At 68.5% G+C, this 24,364-nt stretch carries 20 protein-coding genes; 13 read left to right on the top strand and 7 right to left on the bottom strand.

From position 1 onward, the window contains the following. Nucleotides 1-1,089, bottom strand: a complete 1,089-nt coding sequence (locus ACIHA7_RS24330; protein ID WP_397293274.1) for a YbhN family protein — start codon at nucleotides 1,087-1,089, stop codon at nucleotides 1-3. A gap of 4 nt (nucleotides 1,090-1,093) precedes the next feature. After that, a complete protein-coding gene (locus ACIHA7_RS24325) occupies nucleotides 1,094-2,614 on the bottom strand; it encodes an adenylate/guanylate cyclase domain-containing protein (RefSeq protein ID WP_397293837.1) in 1,521 nt (506 codons plus the stop codon). Nucleotides 2,615-2,812: 198 nt separating this feature from the next. Between ACIHA7_RS24325 and ACIHA7_RS24320 the strand changes: the two genes are divergently transcribed. The 5 genes from ACIHA7_RS24320 (at nucleotide 2,813) to ACIHA7_RS24300 (ending at nucleotide 7,065) form a co-directional block, all read left to right on the top strand. Next, entirely contained in the window at nucleotides 2,813-4,030 is a 1,218-nt protein-coding gene (locus ACIHA7_RS24320) for an AI-2E family transporter (RefSeq protein WP_397293836.1), read from the top strand. 5 nt (nucleotides 4,031-4,035) lie between these two features. Then, nucleotides 4,036-5,211: a MacS family sensor histidine kinase gene (macS, locus tag ACIHA7_RS24315; protein ID WP_397293273.1), complete on the top strand. Its 1,176-nt coding sequence runs from the start codon at nucleotides 4,036-4,038 to the stop codon at nucleotides 5,209-5,211. A 61-nt stretch (nucleotides 5,212-5,272) separates the two neighbouring features. Then, nucleotides 5,273-5,908: a response regulator transcription factor gene (locus tag ACIHA7_RS24310; protein ID WP_107659835.1), complete on the top strand. Its 636-nt coding sequence runs from the start codon at nucleotides 5,273-5,275 to the stop codon at nucleotides 5,906-5,908. A 124-nt stretch (nucleotides 5,909-6,032) separates the two neighbouring features. Next, nucleotides 6,033-6,689, top strand: coding sequence for a DUF1707 domain-containing protein (locus tag ACIHA7_RS24305; protein ID WP_397293835.1), 657 nt, complete (start codon nucleotides 6,033-6,035; stop codon nucleotides 6,687-6,689). A 4-nt stretch (nucleotides 6,690-6,693) separates the two neighbouring features. Further along, nucleotides 6,694-7,065 carry a MerR family transcriptional regulator gene (locus ACIHA7_RS24300; protein WP_397293272.1) on the top strand — a complete coding sequence of 124 codons (372 nt, stop codon included), beginning with the start codon at nucleotides 6,694-6,696 and terminating at the stop codon, nucleotides 7,063-7,065. Between the two features lie 10 nt (nucleotides 7,066-7,075). Here the strand turns inward: ACIHA7_RS24300 and ACIHA7_RS24295 are convergent, their stop codons facing one another. Next, nucleotides 7,076-8,266, bottom strand: coding sequence for a helix-turn-helix domain-containing protein (locus tag ACIHA7_RS24295; protein WP_135233985.1), 1,191 nt, complete (start codon nucleotides 8,264-8,266; stop codon nucleotides 7,076-7,078). Nucleotides 8,267-8,414: 148 nt separating this feature from the next. Between ACIHA7_RS24295 and ACIHA7_RS24290 the strand changes: the two genes are divergently transcribed. Both ACIHA7_RS24290 and ACIHA7_RS24285 read left to right on the top strand, forming a co-directional pair. Beyond that, nucleotides 8,415-8,879 (top strand): hypothetical protein, encoded by a 465-nt coding sequence (locus tag ACIHA7_RS24290; RefSeq protein WP_397293271.1) that lies wholly within the window; start codon nucleotides 8,415-8,417, stop codon nucleotides 8,877-8,879. 204 nt (nucleotides 8,880-9,083) lie between these two features. After that, nucleotides 9,084-11,276: a DUF2339 domain-containing protein gene (locus ACIHA7_RS24285; protein ID WP_397293270.1), complete on the top strand. Its 2,193-nt coding sequence runs from the start codon at nucleotides 9,084-9,086 to the stop codon at nucleotides 11,274-11,276. Nucleotides 11,277-11,310: 34 nt separating this feature from the next. Here the strand turns inward: ACIHA7_RS24285 and ACIHA7_RS24280 are convergent, their stop codons facing one another. From ACIHA7_RS24280 to ACIHA7_RS24265, 4 genes are all read right to left on the bottom strand, one after another. After that, nucleotides 11,311-14,301, bottom strand: coding sequence for an MMPL family transporter (locus tag ACIHA7_RS24280; protein WP_397293269.1), 2,991 nt, complete (start codon nucleotides 14,299-14,301; stop codon nucleotides 11,311-11,313). Next, the gene (locus ACIHA7_RS24275; protein ID WP_397293268.1) at nucleotides 14,302-15,030 is read right to left on the bottom strand and encodes an NYN domain-containing protein; all 729 of its coding nucleotides are present in this window, start codon (nucleotides 15,028-15,030) and stop codon (nucleotides 14,302-14,304) included. It abuts the gene before it with no gap. A gap of 157 nt (nucleotides 15,031-15,187) precedes the next feature. Further along, complete coding sequence (gene trmB / locus ACIHA7_RS24270) at nucleotides 15,188-15,997, bottom strand: tRNA (guanosine(46)-N7)-methyltransferase TrmB (protein WP_397293267.1); 810 nt, start codon at nucleotides 15,995-15,997, stop codon at nucleotides 15,188-15,190. A 59-nt stretch (nucleotides 15,998-16,056) separates the two neighbouring features. After that, nucleotides 16,057-17,400, bottom strand: coding sequence for a lipase family protein (locus ACIHA7_RS24265; protein ID WP_397293266.1), 1,344 nt, complete (start codon nucleotides 17,398-17,400; stop codon nucleotides 16,057-16,059). A 153-nt stretch (nucleotides 17,401-17,553) separates the two neighbouring features. On the opposite strand from ACIHA7_RS24265, the gene ACIHA7_RS24260 reads away from it, so the two are divergent. The 6 genes from ACIHA7_RS24260 to ACIHA7_RS24235 all read left to right on the top strand — a co-directional run bounded on the left by ACIHA7_RS24260 (nucleotide 17,554) and on the right by ACIHA7_RS24235 (nucleotide 24,243). Then, the gene (locus ACIHA7_RS24260) at nucleotides 17,554-18,336 is read left to right on the top strand and encodes an SDR family oxidoreductase (protein ID WP_397293265.1); all 783 of its coding nucleotides are present in this window, start codon (nucleotides 17,554-17,556) and stop codon (nucleotides 18,334-18,336) included. A gap of 64 nt (nucleotides 18,337-18,400) precedes the next feature. Next, nucleotides 18,401-19,528, top strand: coding sequence for a hypothetical protein (locus ACIHA7_RS24255; RefSeq protein ID WP_397293264.1), 1,128 nt, complete (start codon nucleotides 18,401-18,403; stop codon nucleotides 19,526-19,528). Further along, nucleotides 19,515-21,161 carry a hypothetical protein gene (locus ACIHA7_RS24250; RefSeq protein ID WP_397293263.1) on the top strand — a complete coding sequence of 549 codons (1,647 nt, stop codon included), beginning with the start codon at nucleotides 19,515-19,517 and terminating at the stop codon, nucleotides 21,159-21,161. The genes ACIHA7_RS24255 and ACIHA7_RS24250 overlap by 14 nt, the downstream gene beginning before the upstream one ends. A 250-nt stretch (nucleotides 21,162-21,411) precedes the next feature. Continuing rightward, nucleotides 21,412-23,244 carry a phosphoenolpyruvate carboxykinase (GTP) gene (locus ACIHA7_RS24245; protein WP_397293262.1) on the top strand — a complete coding sequence of 611 codons (1,833 nt, stop codon included), beginning with the start codon at nucleotides 21,412-21,414 and terminating at the stop codon, nucleotides 23,242-23,244. Nucleotides 23,245-23,404: 160 nt separating this feature from the next. Continuing rightward, entirely contained in the window at nucleotides 23,405-23,821 is a 417-nt protein-coding gene (locus ACIHA7_RS24240; RefSeq protein WP_397293261.1) for a prevent-host-death protein, read from the top strand. Beyond that, nucleotides 23,818-24,243, top strand: coding sequence for a cytotoxic translational repressor of toxin-antitoxin stability system (locus tag ACIHA7_RS24235; RefSeq protein ID WP_397293260.1), 426 nt, complete (start codon nucleotides 23,818-23,820; stop codon nucleotides 24,241-24,243). The genes ACIHA7_RS24240 and ACIHA7_RS24235 overlap by 4 nt, the downstream gene beginning before the upstream one ends. The last annotated feature ends 121 nt before the right edge of the window (nucleotides 24,244-24,364 follow it).

Below are 24,364 nucleotides of genomic sequence, written 5' to 3'. Positions count from 1 at the left end.
TCAGAACCGGCGCTGGGAGAATTCCTTCTCGTACTCGGCGTCGTCGTCCTGCGGGGTGCGGAACAGGAACAGGAACACAATCCAGCCGACGATCGCGACCAGGATGAAGCTCACCAGCCGGTACACGAACGCCGCCGCGACCGCCTGCGCGGCGGGCAGTCCCGCGGCCGCGGTGAGGCCGTAGATGAGCGTCGCGTCGACGTAGACGATCCCGCCGGGCGCGAACGGAATCGAGCCGACCGCCTTGCCGACGGCGAACGCCAGCAGCAGCCCGGCCAGCCTGGGGTCCGCGCCGACGGCATAGCAGGCGGCGCCGAGACAGGCCACATCGGCGAACCGGTGCACCAGCGCCCACAGCCCCACCAGGGCACCGTCGCGCTTGCCGAGATCCACCGACTCCAACTGCGCCAGAACCTCGCCGACCTTGCCTGCGCCCTGCTCGGCAGGCCGCTTGCGTAGCCGATTGACCAGCGCGAGCGCCTTACGCAGCAGCGACTCCAGCGACCCTGGATTGCGCGAGACATAGTTGCCGACCCACACCACCGCGACCACCGCGGCCAGCGACAGGATCAGTTTGAACGGCCCGATGCTGCCACCGGACAGGAACGTGCCGCCCACCCCGAGCAACGCGAGCCCCGCCGCGGCGACCACCCCGGAGAACACCAACTGCCAGGACGCGACGATCGGGCTCGCGCCGAACCGCCTGGTCTGCCGGTAGGTGAAGGCGGTGGAGAACACCTGGCCCGCGGGCAATGTGACGGACATGGCGGTGGCGCCGTAGACCACCGCGACGGATTTACGCTGACTTACCTCGACACCCCCGGCGTGCAGCAGCTGTTTCTGTACCCGCCCGAATCCGCTCATCGACAACGCCTGCAACCAAATACAGGCGGCGACCCACCCCCAGTGAATGTCGCTGAGTTTGCGCCACGATTCATGTAATCGCGGCCATAGGTAGACGCCCTCGGCGATCAGTAATGCCAATAGTGCGACGCCGAGCACCCATTTGACCCACCAGAATTTGCCACGGCGGCCATCGGTCGTGGGAGGCGGCGCAGGATCTCCTGCCGGTTCCCCGTTGGCCGTCACCAGGTCAGCCTAACGAACGTACTGTTTCGGCGTCGGGAGGGTTCGGCGCGTCGAGCTCTGCTTTGGGGTAGGCGAGCAGCGTTTTTCGGCGCCGCCCGCGCAGCTGTACCTCGTCGCCGGTTTCCCACTTGTCCTGCTCGCTTTCCTCGGCGAAATACAGCGCGCTGCCGGAGGCCAAGGTGCGGCCGGGCTGGTCTTTGGCGAGCTCGGTCAGCCGGGATGCCTCGTTGACCGGATCACCGATCACCGTGTATTCGAAGCGATTCGCGGCCCCGATATTTCCGGCGACGGCCAGCCCGGCCGAGACGCCGATACCGATGTCGAGTCCGGGTACTTCGCGCAGCACCGCACGCAGCTCGCGGGCGGCGGCCAGCGCGGCGGTCGGCGCGTCCGGCCGGTCCAGCGGAGCGCCGAAGATGGCCAGCGCCGCGTCGCCGACGAACTTGTTCACAAAACCGTTGTGCCGGTCGATGACGTCGACCACGATTCGGAAGAACTCGTTGAGCAGGCTCACCACCTCGGTCGGCGGGCGTTCGGCGGCGGTCGCGGTGGAGCCGACCATGTCGACGAACAGCACGGCAACGAACCGGGTCTCACCGCCGAGCTCGGTGCCGTAGTCGAGCGCGCGCTGGGCGACCTCCTCGCCGACGTGCTGACCGAACAGTTCCTGCAGCTGGCGCCGCTTGGCCGCCTCTTCCATCATCCGGTTGAAGCCGACCTGCAGCAGCCCGATCTCGCTACCGTCGAACACCTCGACCTGGACGTCGCGCGCGCCCTCCTGCACCCGGTCGATGGCCTGGCTGAGCTGGCGCACCGGGTCGGAGATGCTGGAGCCGGTGAGCATGGACAGCGCCAGCGCCTGCAGGATCACCACGCCGCAGAGCAGCAGAATGGAGATGGCCAGCGACTGGGCGGAGAATTTCACGTCCGAGGAGATCTGCGTGATACACAGCAGCACGATGGCGATGGTGGGGGCGAAAGTGCCCATCCCCCAGGTCATCGCCATCCGGGTGCCGACGCCCGGGGTGAGGGTGTGGTCGAAGGTGCCTGCGGTCAGTGCCGCGGCGGCGACCGGGCGAAGGATGCGTTCGCCGAGCATGTAGGTGAAGCCGAACACGATGGTCGCGGCCATACACAGGGTGACGATGACGGCGCCCGCCAGCTTGGGCTCTTCGGAGATGATCAGCAGGGCGAGGATCGCGCCGCCGATCAGCCACAGCGCCAGGTGCAGAATGGCCTGCCGCAGCGGAGCGTGCAGCGCGGCCATCTGCTCTTGGCGGCTCGGTGGCCCACCGCGCATCTGCCAGCGCATCACCGGGCGCAGCATCAGCGCGGACGCGACCATGCTCAACAGGCCGCCTGCGACGAACACCAGGGCGGGCACGAGCAGGCCGGTGCTCCTGGCACCGTCGGGCGCGCCCTCGGGGACCGGCAGCCCGTATTGGATGAAGGCCCACACCAGCACCGCACCGAAGGCGTTGGCCAGCAGCATCGATGTCAGGTACAGCGGCCAGCGCGTTCGCATGGTCTGTTTGACCGCTTCCAAGGGCGCTGACACAACCAACAATCTAGCGTTTCGATCATGTGAGGTTCCCCGCGGCGCTGCTCGGCGGCCTGGCATTCGTCCGGCTCGGCACGCGCTGAGGACGGACAGCGGCCCGCTGCGCTGGTTATGCTCGGCCAGGTGACGGACCCCAAGGCAAGCCCGAAGCGGAAAGCCGCCATGACCCGGCCTGCCGCGGACTCGGTACACCCGATCGTGCGGGTGTCGGCGGAGTGGGGCTGGCGGCTGCTCGTCCTGTTCGCGGTGGTGCTCGCGTTCGCCGCGATCGTGCAGAAGCTGGCGACCGTGGTCATTCCGCTCGCCATCGCGCTGCTCGCGGCCGCGCTGCTCGCGCCGCTGGTGGACTGGCTGCAGCGGCTCGGGGTGCCGCGTTCGGTGGGTGTGTTCGTCGCCTTGGTCGGGTCGCTCGGCCTGGTGGCGGGCGTGATGACCTTCGTCGTCGAGCAGTTCGTGGCCGGCGTGCCGCAGCTGTCGGACGAGTTCACCAACAGCATTCACAAGATCCAGGATTGGCTGATCACCGGGCCGCCGCATCTGAGCAACGATCAGATCCGCAACGTCGGTGACCAGATCATCAAGACGATCCAGTCCAATCAGGACCGGCTCACCAGCGGGGCGCTGACCACCGCGACGGTGATCGCCGAGTTGCTCACCGGCCTGTTCCTGACCCTGTTCATTCTCATCTTCTTTCTCTACGGCGGCGATCAGATCTGGCGGTTCGTCACCAGGATCGTGCCGACCCCGCAGCGTGAGCGGGTGCGCACCGCCGGGCAGCTCGGGTTCGGCACGCTGGTCGGGTTCGTGCGCGCCACCGTGGCCGTCGCGGCGGTGGACGCCATCGGCATCGGCACCGGGCTCGGCATTCTCGGTGTGCCGCTGGCACTTCCGCTGGCCTCGCTGGTGTTCATCGGCGCGTTCATCCCGATCATCGGCGCGTTCGTGGCCGGGTTCGTCGCGGTGTTCATCGCGCTGGTGACCAAGGGACTGATCACCTCGCTGATCGTGCTCGGCATCATCATCGCGGTGATGCAGCTGGAAGGGCATGTGCTGCAACCACTGCTGCTCGGGCGGGCGGTGAGTATCCATCCGCTGGCGGTGGTGCTCGCCATCACGGCGGGCGTGGTGCTCGGCGGGATAGCGGGTGGTCTGCTCGCGGTGCCGCTGGTCGCGGTGATGAATACGGCTATCCGATCGCTGCTCTCGGACAGTCCGGAGGAGATGTTCGGGGAATTACAGACCGGCGAGGACCTCTACGACGCCGAGCCGGACGAGCCGGAGCCGGGACGATTCGATGTGGCGACGACCCTGGCGAAGGAAGAAGCCAAAGAATCCGGGATCGTGTATCCGGAACCCGATGAGCGCGCGCCGAAGGACTGAGTTCGATGGTGCGCCGAGGGGCTGAGCCGCACTCGTCCGACGTCGCGACGACCCCGCTGTGGCGGGCCGCGCAGGCGTTGCGGCTGGTGACGCTGCTCTACGCGGTGTTGCAGCAGATCGCGTCGGCGCCCTACTACCAGAATCAGCGGTTGAGCTGGGTGCTCATCGCCTTGATGGCGGTCTGGTCCGGTGCGTCGGCGATCATGTTGTCGCAGTGGCGGTTTCCCGAGGTGCGGCGGGTGCGCGCCTGGGTGGTGTTCGGTGACCACGTCGTGGTCATCGCGCTGATGGCGGCGACCCGGCTGGTCGCCGACTACGACTGGTACCACGGACATCAGACGCTGCCGACCACGTTGTGGGCCACCAACGCGGTGATCGGCGCGGCGATCCTGCGCGGACCGCTCGCGGGTGTGCTGTCCGGCGCGTTGATCGCCGCGGTCGCGCTGACCGTGCGCGACCAGTGGGGACAGGACGTGTGGACCGATGCGACGGTGCCGGTGCTCGTCTCTGTCGGCCTCGCGCTCGGTTTGGCGGCCAACACCGCGCGCCGCGCCCAGGCCCAGCTCGAACGCGCGGTCCGGCTGACCGCGGCCACCGAAGAGCGAGAACGGCTCTCCCGTGAGGTGCACGACGGGGTGCTGCAGGTGCTCAGCTACATCAAGCGGCGCGGCACCGAGATCGGCGGGCCCACCGAGGAATTGGCCCAGCGCGCCGCGGAACAGGAAGTGGCGCTGCGGGTTCTGATCACCGAAACGGCCGATCGGGGGGATTCCGGCGGTGCCGAGGTCGATCTGCGTCCGCTGCTGACCGTGCACGCGACGCCGTCGGTGTTCGTCTCGACGCCCGGCGATCCGGTGCTGGTCGGGCGGTGGGCCGGGACCGAGATCGCGGCGGCCGTCGCGACGGCGCTGTCCAACGTCGCGCTGCACGCCGGGCCCGACGCGAAAGCCTATGTGCTGCTGGAGGACACGGGCGACGAGCTGGTGATCAGCGTGCGCGACGACGGCGTCGGCATCCCGCCGGGCCGGCTGGCGGAGGCCGAAGCCGAAGGGCGGCTCGGAGTTTCGCGGTCCATCGTCGGCCGGATCGGCGCACTCGGCGGGACCGCGGATCTGCTCACCGAGATCGACGGCGGGGTCGGCTTCGGCACCGAGTGGGAGTTCCGGGTGCCGCGGACATGAGCTTCGACGAAACAGGAGGTGCGGCGTGACCGACGATGCTGCGGCCGAGGCGATCTCGGTGATGGTGGTGGACGACCACCCGATGTGGCGCGACGGCGTCTCGCGCGACCTCGCCGAGGCGGGCTTCGAGGTGGCCGCCACCGCGGACGGGGTCGGCAGCGCGACCAGACGGGCGGCGGCGGTGCGGCCCGCGGTGGTGCTGATGGACATGCAGTTGCCCGACGGGAACGGTGCGCAGGCGACCGCCGAGGTGCTGCGTGTCTCGCCGGACAGCCGGGTGCTCGTCCTCTCGGCCTCGGCCGAGCGCGACGACGTGCTCGACGCGATCAAGGCCGGAGCCTCGGGATACCTGGTGAAGAGCGCGTCGGTGGCGGAGCTGATCGAGGCGGTGCGCGCGACAGCGGCGGGCCAGCCGGTGTTCACGCCCGGACTCGCTGGTTTGGTCCTCGGCGAATACCGGCGCATGGCCACCACCCCGGCCGAGCCCGACGAGCCGCACCGCCCGGCCCTGACCGAGCGGGAGACCGAGGTGCTGCGGATGGTCGCGAAGGGCTTGTCCGCCAAGCAGATCGCGTCGCGGCTCGGGCTGAGCCATCGCACCGTGGAGAACCACGTCCAGGCGACGCTGCGCAAACTCCAGCTGGCCAACCGGGTCGAGCTCACCCGCTACGCGATCGAACAGGGGCTCGACGAGTAAAACGTGCTCGAAGTAGTACTCGGGCATCCGGGATCGCCCTGATACATCTCGGGGCCCGAATCGGTAATCTTGAAACATGGGCGGACCCGAATCGGTATCCAATGGCGTCGGCTCCGGAGACGCGATCGGCGACCGGGATCTACGCGTGTCCGACGCCGAGCGCGAGCACGTCGGTCAGCTGCTGCAGCGCGCCGTCGGACTCGGCATGCTCTCGCTCGGCGAGTTCACCGAACGGATGGATACGGCGCTGGCCGCGAAGACCCGCGGCGAACTGAACTCCGTGCTGATCGATCTGCCCGGCGTCCGGCTGGTCGGCCGGCCGAGCGCGCCGCCGTCGACCTTCGTGAACACCGCTCCCTCATTCGTCAAGCAGCACCGGCCGGTACCGCCACCGCTGAGTCCGGACGCCGTGCCGGGCGGCGTGATTCGCTCCCGCCTGTCCGGGGTGAGCAGGCGCGGGCCGTGGCATGTCGCGCCGTCGCTGCATCTGAACAGCTGGCTCTCCGGCGTGACCCTGGACTTCACCGAGGCGATCATGTCCACCCAGGTGGTCGAGCTGAACGTCGACGACTACTGCAGCTCGCTCACGCTGATCGTGCCCACCGAGGCCACCGTCGACCTCAACGAGGTCGACCTGATCGGGTCCAGCGTGACCAACAAGGTGCGCACCGGCCCGCCGCTCGGCCCGCTGCACCTGGTGGTGCGCGGCCGCGTCCGGTTCGGCTCGGTCACCGCCAAACACCCCTTCATGGCGCACTGGCGCCGCATGATGGGGCACTGACCGGATGCGCATCGGGGAACTGGCCAAGCGCACCGGCGTCAGCGAACGGTCGCTGCGCTACTACGAGGAGCAACTGCTGCTGGCGTCCGAGCGCACGCCCGGCGGGCACCGGGAGTACTCCGAGCGGGCGGTGGACCGGGTCATTCACATCCAGGAACTGTTCGCGGCCGGGCTGAACAGCAAGACCATCGGGCAGCTCCTGCCGTGCATGCGCGATGCGGACGGTGGACCGAACGAATCCGCGACGCCGGAGCTGGTCGCTCAGTTGACGATCCAGCGGCAGCGGATCGACCGCACCATCGACGAGCTGGTCCGCTCGCGCGAGATCCTGGACGAGGTGATCGACCGCGCCGCAGCGCCCTTCGCCGCAGGCTAGACCCCAAAGCCTAGGTGTTGACGCCGATCCGGCGGGCGAAGGCGCGCAACGGGACTCGGCGGTCGTGGTCGAGCAGCTCGGAAACGATGTGGCGGGGCAGGGACTGATATTTGAGCCAGTCGGGACCGCCGACCCGTTCGGCGGTGAGCAGCGTGTCGAGTGCGCGCCGGTGCTGGCCGGTGCGGGTCAGGGCGACGGCGGTGTCGGTGAGATGGCGGGCGCGGCAGGCCTGCGGAAGCCCGCTGTTGGCGGGCATGGCCTTCGCGGCGGCCAGCGCCTCCGAGTACCGCTCGGCGGAGACATTGACGTCGACCGTCTGCATGACGACTTGGGAAGGGCCGAAATAGGTTTCGTAGTCGCGCCGGTCCGTGCCGATCCGCAGTGCGACCTCGTTCGCCGCCTCGACCAGTGACAACGCCTCTGGTACCGCCTGCGCCCGGCCCGCGGCGGTCGCGCCGAGCAGAACCAGCGAGCCGTACGCGGACAGGTGCGCCGGGGTGACCTCGCCGGTCGGCTCCAGCCCGGTCGCCGCGCGCAACGCCACCCGGCGCGATTCGTCGTAGCGGCCCTGCACGAGCAGCTGCCAGGCGACCGAGCCACGGATGGTGCCGAGCAGCAGCGGGTCGTTGCCCGCCTCCGCCGCCGCGAGCGCGTGCCGGATCGCCAGGAACGCCGGATCGGTCTGGCCGAGGTGCACCAGGGTGCAACCGGTGACCCAATACATCCGGGCCAGCAACTCGTTGGCGACCGCGACCGAGCCGTTGCGCGCGGCGTGCACGGTGGCGCGCAATTGGGTCAGCCCCGACGGGAGGATCGAGGTGAGCAGCTCGTAACGGCCCACCCAGTAGGCGCCCCAGGCGTAATCGACCGCGCGGCGGCCGTCGTCGAGGCTGATCGCCGCCTCGTCGTTCGTCTCACCGAGCAGGTCGTCGACCGGGGTCAGTGCGCGCCGGATGGCGACGATGCCCGCATCGGGGTCGCTGGACGGCACGCCCGCGCGTTTACCGATGAGGTCGGCGATGTCCACATCCAGTGCGCGAGCCAGTTTCTGCAGGCTGGCGATCGAGGCGGTCTGGCGGCCACCCTGCTCGAGTTTGCGCACCAGGTCGACGCTGACCCCGGCCGTATCCGCGAGTTGGCGCTGGGTGAGCGCCTTGCCGCGAAACATTCGGATGCGCACGCCGATCGACGAATCGTCCATGTACCCAATTCCCTTTGTTACATCTGGGTTTCAGGGTACGACGCTAAGTCATCACAATCGACCGAAGTGGGACATTGCGTACGACTCGTCGGCCGCCGGATGGAATATCGTTGCCTTTCTGCAACTTTGATAGCAAAGGGCGGCGACCATGAATATGTTCGAGCGCTGTCGGACTCCCCTCGAAATCGCACACGAACTTCGGCATCTGTACGGCCTCCCGGTACAACTGCTGGCCGGCCGCCCGATGGTCACCACCGGCTCCGTCTTAGGCGCCATCGTGATGCCACCCGAGCTGGGCCGCAACGTCCTGGCCACCCTCGACCGCACCCACCCCGCCCCCGTGGTCGCCGACCCCGGCGCCCGCACCTGGACCTTCCTCGTCGCCCCACCGACCCCGGCGCGCCCCGTCGAGATCCCGGTCCGCCGCCGCCTGGCCGCCCATCAGGTCACCATCGTCCCCGGCGGCCACCACATCCCCCTCCCCACCACCGACTCCCCCCGCGGCTGGCACTGGGCCGCCGAACCACCCCCCGGCCCCCTCCACCTCCCCCCACGCACCACCGTCCTCACCACCATCCACCACATAACCACCCTCCAACCCACCACCCCCTGACCCGCGACTATTTCCGGGCTGCACGTGAATTCGATCCGGCCCCCTATGTAGCAACTGGCGGAGTCCGTTCTGGTACCGCGACCGGTGGGTAGGGCTGCCGCAGCGCGAGCGGAAACAGTTGATGGGCGAAGTCGGGTAGATATCTGGTGGGTATCGGGGGTTTCTACTCATGTTCGTTGGCGGTGGGGGGATCAGCATTGGGTTATGACCACATCTATCGATCCGGCGCTGATTTCGCGCATCTCGGGTGAGTTTTCTGCGCTGGGGGCGCAGATGGGTGTGCTCGGGCGGGACCTGGAGTTGTTGCGGACTCAGGTTGTCGGGGGTCCCGCTGGGGCGCAGGAGGTTTCGGGAGCGGGGGTGCCCGCGGCCGGGGCGGAGGAGCAAGGTCCCGCTGCGCCGAAGTCGGCTGCGGGGGATCAGGCTGCCGCTGCGCCGGGGTCGGATGCTTCGGCGGGAACAGGCGATCGGGCTCCCGATGCTCCGGCATCGGGTGTGCCTGGGTCGCCCGCACCGACGGAGTCGACATGGCCGCTGCATCCGATTCCCTCCGGTGTGGTTCCGCCGGGCTCGATGGTGCCGCCGGCTTATGTGCCGCGGTTCGCTCCGGCTCCGGCCGGGGCGGTATCCGGTTGGGTGGCGGGGCCGCAGGGCGCCGGGATGCCGAATGCGGCGGCTCAGCCGGCGGCGCGGGGGCCGATGCCGCCGCACGGGCCGGTACCGCCGATGGGCGCGCCGATGCCGCCGGGCATGCGGCCGCCGCCGCGTAGCGGTCCGCGGGTTCCACAGACACCGTGGTGGCAGCGGGATGGGGTGATCAGCAGGCTGCTTGCGGTGGCGGGCGTCGGTGTCACGTTGATCGGCGTGGTGATGCTGCTGGTGCTGGCCGCGCAGGCGGGGTTCTTCGGGCCGGTGCCGAGGGTTGTCGCGGGCGCGGCGTTCTCGGTGGGGCTGGTGGCTGCCGGGATGCGGGTGTTCGGGCGGGTCGGTGGCCAGGTCGGCGGGATCGCGTTGGCGGCCACCGGTTTCGCGGGCGCGTACCTGGATGTGGTGGCGGTGACGGCGATCTATCACTGGCTGCATCCGGTGATCGGGTTCGCGGTGGCGTTCGGTGTCGCTGCCGTCGGTGTGGCGCTGGCGATGCGGTGGCAGTCGCAGCCGCTTGCGGTGCTGGTGGTGGTCGGCGCGGCGGTGCTGTCGCCGATCCTGACGACGGAGCTGGCGTTGCTGGCGTTCCTGATCGTGTTGCAGTTCGCTTGTGTGCCGGTGCAATTGGTGCGGGACTGGCCGTATCTGCATGTGGTGCGCACCTTGCCCGCGGCGCTGGCTACCTTTTTGTTCGTCGCGGGTGCGATCTTCAGCGGGCCGGCGCCGGGCGAGCGACCGTTGTTGCTCCTCGCCGCTGTGGCGGTAGCGCTGGTCGGCTTGGTCGGGACCATCGTGGTGGTGCGGCGCAAGCCCACCGACCTCACCGCCTCGCTGATGTTCGCGCTGGCGACGGTGCCGATGCTGGTGGTGCCGGGGATGTACGAGGCCGAACGACCCATCGCGGCAGTGATCGCGGGCGTCTTCGCGGCGGTACTGCTCGCCGTGGCGGCAACCACGCTGATTCCGAAAGTGGCTGCGGTGGCGAAGGTTCCGGGTCACACCGCACTGGTGGCCGCGGTGGCCGGATCGATCGCGCTGCTCGAGACGTGCGTCTCGGTGACCGATCCGCGCACGCTGCCGACCGCGTGGTTCCTGGTGGCGTTGGCCTTCCTCGGCGTGGCCGGGCAACGCCGTTCCGGTGTCACCGCCGGTATCGGCGCGGCCTTCGCGACCCTCGGCGCGTTCGCCTTCCTGAACATCGCCGGACCGGAAGTCCTTGCCTCCCAGCATCGTTCGGAAGCGAACCTGAGCATTTCGACAGTGGTCGGCGCGGTACTCGCTCTCGCGGTGGTCGCCGTGGCGGTCTGGGGTGCACGCAAACTGCCGGGCTTGCAGGGCACCGCCGAACTGCAGTGGATCGCCGCGAGCATCGCCGGGCTGTATTCGGTGACGACCGCGACCGTCTCGATCGGCGTCGCCACCGGCGCGGAGGACGGTTTCCTCATTGGCCACAGCGCCGCAACCATCCTGTGGATGGCGGGCGCCACGGCCGCGCTGTTCTACGGTCTGCGCAATATCGGTAAGGCCACCGCGGTCGCCAAGCTCGCGCTCGGCTCCGGCTTGCTGGTCACCGCGGCGGCTCTGGCCAAACTGTTCCTGTTCGATCTGGCCACGCTGGGCGGTCTGCTTCGCGTCGCGGCCTTCCTGGCGGTCGGCGTCCTGCTCCTCGTCGTGGGCACCAGATATGCGCGCGCGTTCGCCGAGGCAGGTGCGAACTCACGCGAAACCGGCGAGGCGCCGACGCGCTGACCCGTGCCGGATCCCTGTCCGCCGCTGCGACCGATTACTCCCGGTCGCGGCGGCGGAGCAGTTCGTTGACGCTGACGGTGCGCCCGTCGCCACCGTGGTGACGGCCTTCTTCCGGCTTGCCGGAGCGACGCGACGAGCGAAGTTCGGCCATCCAGTTCTCGATGCTGTTGCGGTTCGGGTCGCCGACATCGGTGATCTCGGCCGGTCCCTCCGGCGGGACGGCGGGGGCGGCGTGGTGGGTCGGCCGCTCCGCAGGCGGATCCTGGGGTGGCGCAACGAACTCCGAGTACGCCGCCGGTGCCGGGCCCGCGGGCGAAACGGACGGGGTCGGCTGCGTCGGCTCGAACTTGGCCTCGGGACGCCGGGTGCTGTCGAAGGAGACCGCAGGCGTCGCAGGCGGCTCGAACGAGTTCGCCGCAGGAGACTCGAAGGCCGAGAACGACGTACCCGATGCTCCGTCGGGCCGAGCGTCACCATCGCGACCGCCGGCCTCGAAGGGCGGACCAGGCCGGGGCCCGGTGGGATCGTGCGGAATCGAGGGGAAAGGAATGTGGCGCTGCCCATTCGGATCCGCCGGGCCGGTCTGGCGCGGCATGCTCGGGTCCGATGCGAAGCCCGTCGGCGCTGCGGGTCGCTGACGCGTCGGGTCGAGCGGCGCGGGCGCGGGCGTCCCCGGCGGCTTGGGCGCGGCGGGCGGAACCTTGTCGAGCCTGCGCGTCGGCGCCTCGGCCTCGATCTCCTCCACCGTGCGCGGGCGGCGCGGCTTGCGCGGCCGATTGCCCTCGTTGATGGCGGGGATCTGCATGGTGACGGGGTCGGTGATGGGGGTGGTCTTGACCAGGTCGACGACCTCGCCGCCGCCGGGCCGCTCGTCGTCGAGGATGGGCTCGCCGAGGCCGATCTTCTGCTGGATCTTCTTCATCCAGGCCGGCGCCCACCAGCAGTCGTCACCGAGCAGCTTCATGGTCGCGGGCACCAGCAGCATGCGCAGAATGGTGGCGTCGATGAACAGCGCGGCGATCATGCCGTACGCGAGGTACTGCATCATCACCAGATCGGAGAACGCGAACGCGCCGGTGACCACGAGCAGGATGAGCGCGGCCGCGGTGATGATGCGCCCGGTCTGCGCGGTACCGATCCGCACCGCCTCGGTGGTGGACGCACCTTGCGTGCGCGCCTCGACCATCCGGGAGAGCAGGAAGACCTCGTAGTCGGTCGACAGACCGTAGATCACCGCGATGATCAGCACCAGCACCGGCGACATGATCGGCTGCGGGGTGAAGTTCAGCAGCCCGGCACCGTGCCCGTCGACGAAGATCCAGGTCAAAATGCCGAGCGTGGAACCCAATCCGAGCGCGCTCATCAGCGCGGCCTTGATCGGCAGCACCAGCGAGCCGAAGGTCAGGAACATCAGCAGCGTGGTGACCAGCAGCACGAGCCCGATCATCAACGGCATCCGGTCCAGCAGCGCGTCGATGCTGTCCTTCTGGATCACCGGTTGCCCGCCGACGTACATCTCCACGCCGTCGGGCACGTCGATCGAGCGCAGATAGTCGATCGTCGGGTCGGCGTCCTCGGAGTCGGCGAGGGTCGCGCTGGTGCGATAGACCTGATTGTCGGTGTTCGAGCGCGACGGGACGTCGAAGGTGCCTGCGAGCCCGGGCGCCTGCTTGGCCTGCGCCCACACCTTGCCGACGTCGTTGCTGTTTTGCGACACGAACACCAGTTGGATCGGGTCGGATTTGCGCAGCGGGAAGATCGAGTCGAACTTCGCCTGCGCGAGCCGCGTCGAATTGTCCGGCGGCAGGTACCGCTCGTTGATGCCGCCGAAGGCCAGATTCTTGACCGGAATGATCAACAGCAGCAACAGGATGCAGATCGGAATCGCGATCTTGAGTGGATGCTGCATCACCCAGCGGGTGGACTTGCCCCAGAAACCGTTCTCCACCTCGTCGGCGGTCTTGGTCTTGCGGAACTTCTTGAGCCCGAACATGTCCACCCGCGGGCCGAGCACGCCGAGCATCGCGGGCAGGATGGTGATCGAGGTCAGCGCCGCCAGCGAGACCGTGGCGATGGATCCGTAGGCAATCGACTTCAGGAAGCCCTGCGGAAACAGCAGCATGCCGCCGAGGCTGGCGATGATCATCGTGGCGGAGAACACGACGGTGCGGCCCGCGGTCATCACCGATCGGCGCACCGCGGCGGGGGTGCTGTAGCCCTCGGCGAGTTCCTCACGGAATCTGCTGACGATGAACAGGCCGTAGTCGATCGCCAAACCCAGGCCGATCATCGAGACGACCGGTGCGACGAACGAGTTGACCTCGGTGAATCGGGTAATGAACAGCACGATGCCCTGCGCGCCGATCACCGTGAGACCACCGACGATCAGCGGCAAGCCTGCCGCGACCAGGCCACCGAAGATGAAGAACAGCAACACCGCGACGGCGGGGATGGCCAGGATCTCCATCCGGTGCTGGTCCTCGGCCATGGTGTCGTTCAGCGTGCCCGCCACCGCTTGCAAGCCTGCCACCTGCACGTCCACTCCCGGAATGGTGAAGACGTTCTTCACCTTCCGGAAGTTGTTCAACATGTCGGTGTCGTTGTCGCCCTTGATGGCGATCGAGGCGAAGGTGTACTTCTTGTCCTTCGAACCGAAGGTCAGCGGCGAGGCCTGGCCGGTCTCGGTCGGCCAGTAGGCACCGTTGATCTTGCTGATCTCCGGGTACTCACGCGGCAGCCGGTTCAGGCTGTCGACGACCTTCTGCTTGAACTCCGGATCATCGATCGTCTTACCCTCGGGCGCGGTGTACAGCACGATGACGTCGCTGTTGTGGTCGCGTCCGAAGGCCGCGTCGGCGATCTGCGCGCCCCGCGAGGATTCCGAGGTCGGGTCGTCCCACCCGCTGGAGCTGAGGTGGTCTCCCAAACCGAGGCCGTATCCGCCCAGCGCCAACAGCGCGGCCGCGACGATACCGATGACGCCGAAGCGCAGCTTGTAGACCAGATCGCCCCAGCGTGTGAACACTTAAGCGACTCCTTGCGCTGGGCGAGAGGTGAGCAGCGCCGACAGCGGCCGGAACGGCTGCAGCCAAGCGCCCTCGTCGGGCAGCGAGTCGAGGCTGACCCTGGGCAGCGGTTCACGGAACACGCCCGGGATGTCCTCGAGATCGATGAATTCGAGGGTATCCGAAGTGACGGCCCAACTCGCGTGCTCGCGAAAGCCTAATACCTGACAAGGGATTCCGCTGGCGGCGAGCTCCTCGAGCGGCTCCCGGAACGCCTGGCCGTCGGCCGAGGCGACCATGATGCCCGCCAGCCCGGCGCCGCGGCTGCGCAGTTCGATGTGCGCGAGCATGTCGGCGTCGACGTCGGAGTCCTCGTCGATCTTGGGCTTGGCGAAGACCGCGTAACCGACATTGCGCAGTGCCTCGACCCACGGTCGCACCACATCGGCCGTGCCCGGCGCGATATTGGTGAAAACGGTGGCTTCCGGCTCGACCCGGTGCACGTTGCCGACCGACAATTCGGCCGTGCGCGCCAGCAGCCACCGGCCGAGCGCGTCGAATCTGGGGCGGTAGGCCGCCGTCGGCCGCCCGCCCAGGATGGCGCCGAGACCCATGTCGAGGTTCGGGGCGTCCCACACCAGCAGGACCCGGCGCACGTCCGGGGTGACCCCACCCAGACCTTCCGAACCGGTGCCCTGCACCTCCCCGGCAACATCGACCACCTCGTGGGCCATCTCAGAGACGCTCATGACTCCACCTCGCTGCGCTCGGTTCCGTCATGCGCGAACGCGCACTGTGCCTGTGATTCGCTCGCTGGCGCTCACTCATGACTCCACCTCGCTGCGCTCGGTTCCGTCATGACCGTCAGGACGGCTGAGCTAATCGTTCGCTCGCTACGCTCGCTCATTAATCAATCTTCCCCCATATGAGCTCCGTAATGGCGCTACCGGCACGATGCGCCTTGCCCTCGAATTTCGTGACGGGCCTTTCGAAACCGATGGGGGCGGTGTCCCGATGCTCCGCGCTGATACCGCCTGCGGCTTCGTTCATGCCTTTGAGCAGCGGCTCTTCCGCGCCGACCGCCGCAATATGTTCGGCATAGTCGGCGTGATCGGTAGCGACATGCAACACACCGCCGGGTTTTAGTCGATCGGCGATCAATGCGAATGTCGCGGGCTGCAGCAGGCGCCGTTTGTGGTGACGCGCCTTGGGCCACGGGTCGGGAAAGAAGACTCGGACGCCGGTCAGCGATCCGGCAGCAATCATATTTTCCAGCACGTCGACGGCGTCGCCGCGCAGCAATCGGATGTTGTCGATCTTTTCCCGCTCGATGCGCTGCACCAGTTGGGCGAGGCCGGGCCGGTACACCTCGATGCCGATCAGATTCAAGTGCGGCTCGGCCTGTGCCATCGCCGCGGTGGCGGTGCCGGTGCCGCAGCCGATCTCGATGACCAGCGGTGCTTCGCGGCCGAACCAGGCGGTGGCGTCCAGCGGTTCGTCGGCGACCTCGCGGCCGATCGTCGGCCACATCCTGGCCCACGATTGCTGCTGTGTCGCGGTCAGCGCGCCTCGGCGCGACCGGAAGCTGGTGACGCGGGGGTACAGGCGTGAGCCCGGGTTCTTCCTCAGCGCACGGTCGGTCGGGGCCGGGCCTGTGGACGGCGGGCCCGGAACTGACTCGGCAGTATGGTTCGCGGCGTCGTTCACGGCGTCCATTGTCCAGCATCGAAGGAGTGGGGCGGCAATCGACTGTGCGCTTGCCGTCCAGCGGGAGGTCAGGCGGCGCGTGCGCGGGCGATCGTGGCCACCGGCGCGCTCTCCTGTCGCAGCGGGCGGCCGAGCGCGACCTTGGCCGCGGTCACCATCATCTCGTACAGGCCGCGGGCGCCGGTCAACGACGCGGCGACCGACCACACGGTGCTGTCGCCCTCGTCGCTCACCGGTTGCCCGGCCAGCCGGTCGGCCAGCCATTCCAGGCTCAGCGGTGTGGACAGCGGCAGCAGCGAGAAATGCTCGCTGAGCCGGTCGCGCACGTAGCTCACCGCCGCGCCGCCGCGCCGGTAGCGCTCGACCTGGCCGTCGATGCCGTCCATGTGGATCACCTGGTCGTGCACCGGCTGCACCACGAGCAGCGGACAGGTCGGCGTCGAATTGCCAAGGCGCAGATCGTCGAACATGGCCTGGAACTCCGGCGTCGCGATCAGCTCGTCGAGCGGACGGCTCAGATAGTCGTTTATGCGCTTGTTGGCGAGGCCGAAGATGGCGCCGAACGGAGTTGCGGACTCCGCGCGGGCCACGAAACGGCGGCCGTCCAGGGTGAGTTCGTTCTGCAACATCGCGCCGAGCACCGGATACAGCCTGCGCAGCGCCGCGATCACGATCGCGGGCAGCCCGGCGTAGCTCGAGCCGTTCAGCCGGGCGAAGACCTGCCCCGGATCGCCGACGGGGGCACCGAGCACCGCGCCGACGATGTCGAGTTCGGGCGCGTAGGTCGGCGCCATCTCCACCATCCAGGCACTGGCCATGCCGCCACCGGAGTAACCCCACACCGCGACCGGCGTGTGCGCGCCGAGGCCGAGCGGGGCGAACCGCTGCGCCGCGCGCACACCGTCGAGCGAGCGATAGCCGGGTTCGCGTGGCGCGCCGAAGTTTCCGCGCGGGCCCTCGTGATCGGCGATGCTGACGGCCCAGCCGCGGCGCAGCGCGTTCGCGACGAGCAGCCACTCGAACTGGGTGACCGAGCCGAGCGCGCGGGCGCCGTAGCGCAAGGCGTAAGAAGGGGAGCACTTCTCGGTGACCGCGTCCATGGCGGTCTGAAAGGCCAACAGCGGCCGGTCTTCTTGTGGGTCCGCGTCCAGCGGCAGCAGCACCGTGGTGATCGCCGCCTCCGGCGTGCCGTGCATATCGCAGCTGCGGTAGAGCAGTTGCCAGGCCGAGACCCGCTGCGGCACAACACCGAACAGGGCCAGCTCGATCTTGCGGCTGCGCAGGATGGTGCCGGGCGGCTTGGCCGCGAAACCCTTGGGCGGGCGGTGGAACGGATCGTTACTCGGCAGCAGCGGTTTCCCGTCCGCTAGGGCGGGCTCCGTATCGGCAGTGCCGATGACATCTGCTGTCATCGCGACCTCCTCGTCGGTGAGGTCGGTTGCCGCTTGTCGAAAAGCGAAGTTGTGCACCAACACTGGCGCCGACCACGTCCAAGCAGGGTAAATGACCGACGGTGGGTCTGGGAAGCCCGGTCCGGTCTGCCCCGCCGCACTAGACTGCGCGGTATGGGCAGACCGTCAGTGTTCATCACCGGAGCAGCGGCCGGAATCGGACGCGCGACGGCTCTGCTTTTCGCTGCGCAGGGGTATCGGGTCGGCGCCTACGACATCGATGAGGTCGGGCTCGGCAGGCTCGCGGCCGACATCGCGAGCACCGGTGCCAGCGTGCACACTGGCGTTCTCGATGTGATGAACGCCACGCACTGGTCGGAACGGCTGGCCGAGTTCCACGCCGCCGCCGGGCAGCTGGACATTCTGATCAACAATGCGGGCATTCTGCGCGCCGGCCCGTTCGAAGACCTCGAGCTGGCCACCCATCAGGCGATCATCGACGTCAACCTCGGCGGCGTGCTCACCGGCACGCACACGGCGTTCGGCTACCTGCGGGATACACCGGGCGCGCAGGTGGTGAACCTGTGCTCGGCCTCGGCGATCTACGGCCAGCCCGAACTGGCCAGCTACGGCGCGAGCAAAGCGGCGGTCAAGAGCCTCACCGAGGCCCTCGATCTGGAATGGGAGCGTCACGATATCCGGGTGATCGCGATCTGGCCGCTGTTCGTGGACACCGCGATGGTCGACGGGGTGGAAACCGGGACCACGAAGTCGCTCGGCGTGCGGCTGACCGCCGAGGACGTCGCGGCGGGCATCTGGGAGGCCACCCGTAAGCGCAGCCGGCTGCCCCGGGTGCACTACGAGATCGGCGCGCAGGCAAAGGTACTGGCCGCCGCCGCGAAATACGCGCCGAACTGGGCGGTGCGCACCGTGAACAAATACTTCAGCGGCGCCTGAGGCGGTCGTCCCCGCCAACGGCTGCGTCTTCTGCAAGAATTGCGCACCGTAGAGGGGGTACGACATGCCGACAGCCACCGAGTCCGACGGGCCGTTGCGGGAACGCGGGGTACCCGAGCACGATCAGCTCGATCGGCTGCTCGCCGAACTGCGGTTCGGGACGGGGCGGGACAAGCAGATCGGTTATGCCGCGAGCGCCGCGGTCAGCGCCTGGCGCACACCACCGCGCATTCAGGTGCTCGGTCGTTCGCACGCGGGTCGCACCACGGTGTCGCACGCGCTCGCGCTGATGTCCGCCGTCGAGTCCGGCCCGGTCGACGAGCCGGACATGCCCGATCCGGTGCTCGACGCCGATATCGCCGTCTACGTGCTGTCGGCCGCACCATCGCCCGCGGATCGTCGCGTGCTCGCCACGCTGCCGCCCGAGCGCACCATCGTGGTGTTGAACAAGGCCGACGCGATCGGCGCGCGCTGGGCGGACGCGGTCGCCGCCGCCGAGCAGTACGGCAGGGAGCTCGGCCTCGCGGTGCTGCCGGTGGTCGCCTCGCTGGCCATGCGCACCAGGGCGGGCGCACTGACCGAGGCCGACCTGACCGCGTTTCGCAGGCTGGCCGCGAATGCCGATGCCGCACTGACGCTTTCCCCGGACCTGTTCGTCGCGCCCGGCCCGGACCTGGCCGAACGCGAGCAGCTGCTGCAACGCTGGGACCTGTACGGCGTGACCTGCGCACTCGCCGCGCTCGGCCACGACCCGCAGCTCGCGCCGCAGACGTTGCTGCAAATCCTGCACGCGGCAAGCGGAATCGACGCGGTGCACCAGTTGCTGCACCGCCGGTACGAGCAGGTCTCCGCGTTGCGCGGCGGAGAGCTCCTCGACGAACTGTCCCGGCTGGCTGCCCGGGCGGTGCCCGCGGAAGGTAGCACCGCCCGAGACATCTTGGAGGCGTACCTCTTCGGTGACGACGCCCGGTGGCTCGGTCTGTGCGCCGGCCTCGCCCATCCCTCGGTCGCGCACCTCGCCGCGGGTTATCGCGCCCCGGCGCCCGCGGACGCCGACGACGCGATGGCCCGTGCCGCCCGCTGGCGCGCCGTCGTCGCCAGCGATATGCCGCCCGCCGCTCGCCGCGCCGCCCTGCGTGTGCACAACGGCTACATCCGACTATGGGAACGGATGAGCAGTGCCGGACTCTGAACCGCCCGGTCCGCGCGGCGGTGACCGACCGCTCGAGTTGCCTGCCGACACGGCACCCTCGGCTGTCGCAGCCGCGCGGCCTGCCGCGGTCGAGCGACCGGCAGGCCCGCCCGCGGAGGTGGAAGCCGTTGTGGCGCGGTGGAATCCGCAGGGCGTAGCGCTACTGCGCGCGGTGCGCGGAACCGGTGCGGCGGGTGCCGTGACCTTGATCGGGCCCGCCGACGCCAACACCACGCTGCTGCGCACCGAACTGGCTCGGTTCGAGCCGCGCATCGAGCTGACCGACCCGGTGACCGACGCGAGCACGGCGGTGGAGACCACCTCGCCGTCGGGGACCGCGCCATCGCCGGTCGCGCTGATCCTGCTGGACGCCGGGACCACCCTCGGCGCCGACCTCCTGCGCATCGTGCATCGCCTCCGCTCGGACGGCACCCGAATTCTGCTCGCCATGAACGCCATTCACGCCTATCAGGATTGGCGCTCGGTCCGGGCGCGCGACCTGGAACTGCTGGCCGCACAGGGGGTCGCCGATCTGGACATCGTGCCGGTCTCGGCGCGGCTCGCCGCGGCGGCGCGCACCGCGGGCGACGCGGGGCTGCTCGACCGGTCCGGCCTCGGCGCCCTGCACGCGGCGCTGGCCGCGGCCGCGACCGGCGCGGAAGCCGAGGGCGGTGACCGGCTCGCGGCGGTGACCGCACGCGTGCTCGCCGATACCAGGCAGCGGGTTTTCGAGCAGGTCACGGCGCTACAGTCCGGCGCGGAGACGGCCAGGCTGCGTGAGGAGCGCGCGATCATGCTCGCAGGCCGCGACGGCGGCCGGGCTACCGCCATGTCCACGCTGCGCGGCCAGCTGCACCTGGCGCGGGTCGACCTGATGACGGAGGTGGGTGCCCGGATCCGGGCGCTGCACACCGCGACCCGCGCCGACCTGGACCGCATGCGCCGCAGCGAGCTCGGCGGCTACCCGGAGCGGTTGCAGCACGCCACCACCGAACTGACCGGCGCGCTCGACCTCGCCATCGACCAGCGCCTCGCCGAACTCACCGCGCACATCGACAGCAGCGTCGGGCCGGGACTGCTCGGCACCGGGCCGGGACTCCTCGGTGCCGCGCCGACGCAGTCCATGCCGTCGCGCCGCCGCGACCCCGCGCCGCGCGTCGGCCCCGACCCCGACCCGCGGCACCGTGGTGTCGAAGATCACCTAGTGATCGCGCTCGGCGCGTCGGCGGGTGTCGGCCTCGGCCGATTGTTGGTTTCGCCACTTTCGCTGGTCCCGGCGCTGGATTTCGCGAGCGTGCCGGTGACCCTGCTGCTCGGCGCGGGCGTGGCGGGCTGGGTGGTGCGCGCACGCGGGCAGCTGGCCGATCGCGCGCACGTCCGGCAGTGGGTCTCCGACGCGCTCATCAATGTAAAAGCCCAGCTCGAGCAGCGGATAGCGACCGCGCTGGTGGAAACCGAGACGGTGCTGGCCGATCGGGTGGTGCAGCTGAGCGCCGCCCGAATGGTGGAGACCGATCGGCGCGTCGCCGAAGTAGAGGCGCGTTTACGGCGCATGGTTGCCGAACAACCCGGCCAACTCGCGGCGTGTGAACGCGATATCACGATCCTCGACCGCTGGATCGCGGCGGGTTGATTAACTCTTAAGAATGGGTACATAGTGACGAACCCGATTCCGTTCCCGTCGTCACATCGCGTTAACCTCTAATCAGGAACTTGGGCGTCCGCTAAGTCCTCGTCCGCCGTCCAGCCGGGGCGTGCTTTCGACTGGTCGTAGCGGGTGCCTTCCCGCCAATGGTGGCGCTCGGTGTATTCGCGCTGGTCAAAAGGGCCTTGGGGCCAGGCGGCGATGCATTGTAGGGACCGCCCATCTCAGGAGAGTTTTCATGACCTCAGCGACCATTCCTGGTCTTCGTGGATCCGACGGCAAGCCGCCGACCGAGCACAGCGAACTACTCGCCTGGGTACAGGAAGTCGCAGAACTCACTCAGCCAGAGCGAGTGGTCTGGGCCGACGGTTCCGACGAAGAATGGGACCGCCTGACCACTCAGCTCGTCGAGGCGGGCACCTTCAAGCAGCTCGATCCGAAGAAGAAGCCGAATTCCTTCCTCGCGCTCTCCGATCCGTCGGACGTGGCCAGGGTCGAGTCGCGCACCTACATCTGTTCCAAGAGCGAAGCCGACGCCGGACCGACCAACAACTGGGTCGACCCCGCCGAGATGCGCGCCACCATGACCGAGCTGTACCGCGGCTCGATGAAGGGCCGCACCCTATATGTGGTGCCGTTCTGCATGGGCCCGCTCGGTGCCGAGGACCCCAAGCTCGGCGTGGAGATCACCGACTCCGAGTACGTCGTCGTCTCGATGCGGGTGATGACCAGGATGGGCAAGGCCGCGCTGGAGAAGCTCGGCACCGACCGTCCGTTCGTGAAGGCGCTGCACTCGGTCGGCGCCCCGCTCGCCGAGGGCCAGGCCGACGTGCCGTGGCCGTGCAACGACACCAAGTACATCACCCACTTCCCGGAGGACCGCGAGATCTGGAGCTACGGCTCCGGCTACGGCGGCAACGCGCTGCTCGGCAAGAAGTGCTACTCGCTGCGCATCGCCTCGGCGATGGCCCACGACGAGGGCTGGCTGGCCGAGCACATGCTGATCCTCAAGCTGATCTCCCCGGAGAACAAGGCCTACTACATCGCGGCGGCCTTCCCGAGCGCCTGCGGCAAGACCAACCTCGCGATGATCCAGCCCACCGTGCCAGGCTGGCGCGCCGAAACCCTCGGCGACGATATCGCCTGGATGCGCTTCGGCAAGGACGGCCGCCTCTACGCGGTGAACCCGGAGTACGGCTTCTTCGGCGTCGCGCCGGGCACCAACCGCAGCTCCAACCCGAATGCCATGGCCACCATGGAGGCGGGCAACACCGTCTACACCAACGTCGCGTTGACCGACAACAACGACGTGTGGTGGGAAGGTCTGGAGGGCGAGCCCGATCACCTGATCGACTGGAAGGGCAACGACTGGTACCTCCGGGAGACCGAAACCCTTGCCGCCCACCCGAATTCGCGCTACTGCACGCCGATGTCGCAGTGCCCGATCCTGGCGCCCGAGTGGGACGACCCGCAGGGCGTGCCGATCTCGGCGATCCTGTTCGGCGGCCGGCGCAAGACCACGGTCCCGCTGGTCACCGAGTCTTTCGACTGGCAGCACGGTGTTTTCATGGGCGCCACCCTGTCCTCGGAGCAGACCGCCGCGGCCGAGGGCAAGGTCGGCACCGTGCGCCGCGACCCGATGGCGATGATCCCGTTCATGGGCTACCACGTCGGTGACTACCTGAACCACTGGATCACCCTCGGCAAGAACGCCGACGCGAACAAGCTGCCGAAGATCTTCTACGTCAACTGGTTCCGTCGCGGCGCCGACGGCCGCTTCCTGTGGCCCGGTTTCGGCGAGAACTCCCGCGTGCTGGAGTGGATCGTCGGCCGCGTCGACGGCACGGCCGAGGCCGAAGCCACCGCCATCGGTCACGTCCCCGTCGCCGCCCACCTCGACCTCGACGGCCTGAAGGTCGACCCGGACGACGTCGACGAGGCGCTGAAGGTCGACGCCGACGAGTGGCGCAAAGAAATCCCGCTCATCGAGGAATGGTTCGAATTCGTCGGCGACAAGCTCCCCTCCGGAGTTCGCGACGAGTTCGAGGCATTGAAGGAACGCCTCGGCTGACCCCGCCCTGACGCCGACCGCCCGCACCATTTCCAATGGTGCGGGCGGTTTCGTTTGAGGGCGTTGCCGCTGAGCGGTGACCCTCTATCGCAAGTACTTAAAGTACTTGACGTACTCACGTGCTTCGGCGACCATGGTGGTATCGATCGGAAGGTGCCCCATGTCTGCAATCCACTACGACAGCTACACCGAGGCCCGCGCCCATTTGAAAGATCTGTTGGACGCCGCAGGCCAGGGGCGGGTGGCGACCGTCCGTCGTGATACGGAGTACGCCGCTGTCGTAGATGCGGAGCGGCTGCGCTATGCACTCGCCAAGCTGTGCCCGGCCACGGCCGAGGTGGTGGCCGAAGACGGTGGCTGGTCGGCGTTTCTGCCTGGCTTGCCCATCGCCGCTGACGGTGCCACGTTCGACGAGGCTGTCGACGAGATGATCGTTGCCCTGCGGGAATACGCTGACGACTGGCAGAGTCGGCTCAGGAACGCGCCCAACCATCGCGAAAACTGGGGCTTGGTTCAGCTGATTGCCCTCAGTAACGATGCCCAGCTTCGTGATTGGCTGGTCGGAGTGGCCAGGTGACGTGGCCGCAGCCGACCCGCGAGCGGCACGAGCAGTTCTGCAAGGTCGAGGGCTGGGCGAGGGTTCGAGACGCACGCGGCCGGACCGGAACCCACCATGTCACCTATGAACTCGGGCTACTGGACGGTCGGATTCTGCGCACTCGAATCTCGCATCCGGTGAATCGAACCACCTACGGTGCCACTTTGTGGGCACACATCCTGCGTGACCAGTTGGCGGTCGGCGAGGAGGCATTCTGGCATTGCGTGCTCGACGGCACGCTGCCCGAACGAGGCATTCCCCAGCCGCCGAGGGAATCGCTGCCCGCTGATCTGGTTCATCTGCTCATCAGCCGTGCAGGTCTTAAGGATAGTGAGATTGCGGCGATGACCAAAACTGAAGCTGTCGCCCGCCTCGAACGGTTCTGGACCGAAGGCACCTGATCTTCGGCCGACCCCGAATTGCCGAAACATATTCGCGTGGTGCGACTTCGGGTCCATTGATAATCGACCGCACCGAACAAGGAACCCGGCAACGGTGTGCTTGCGACAAACTTGGGTACTG

The sequence above is a fragment of the Nocardia sp. NPDC052316 genome (assembly GCF_044547795.1).
Lineage (GTDB): Bacteria > Actinomycetota > Actinomycetes > Mycobacteriales > Mycobacteriaceae > Nocardia.
The sequence above is the reverse complement of the archived record's forward strand: the minus strand, read 5'-3'. Positions and strand labels throughout refer to the sequence as shown.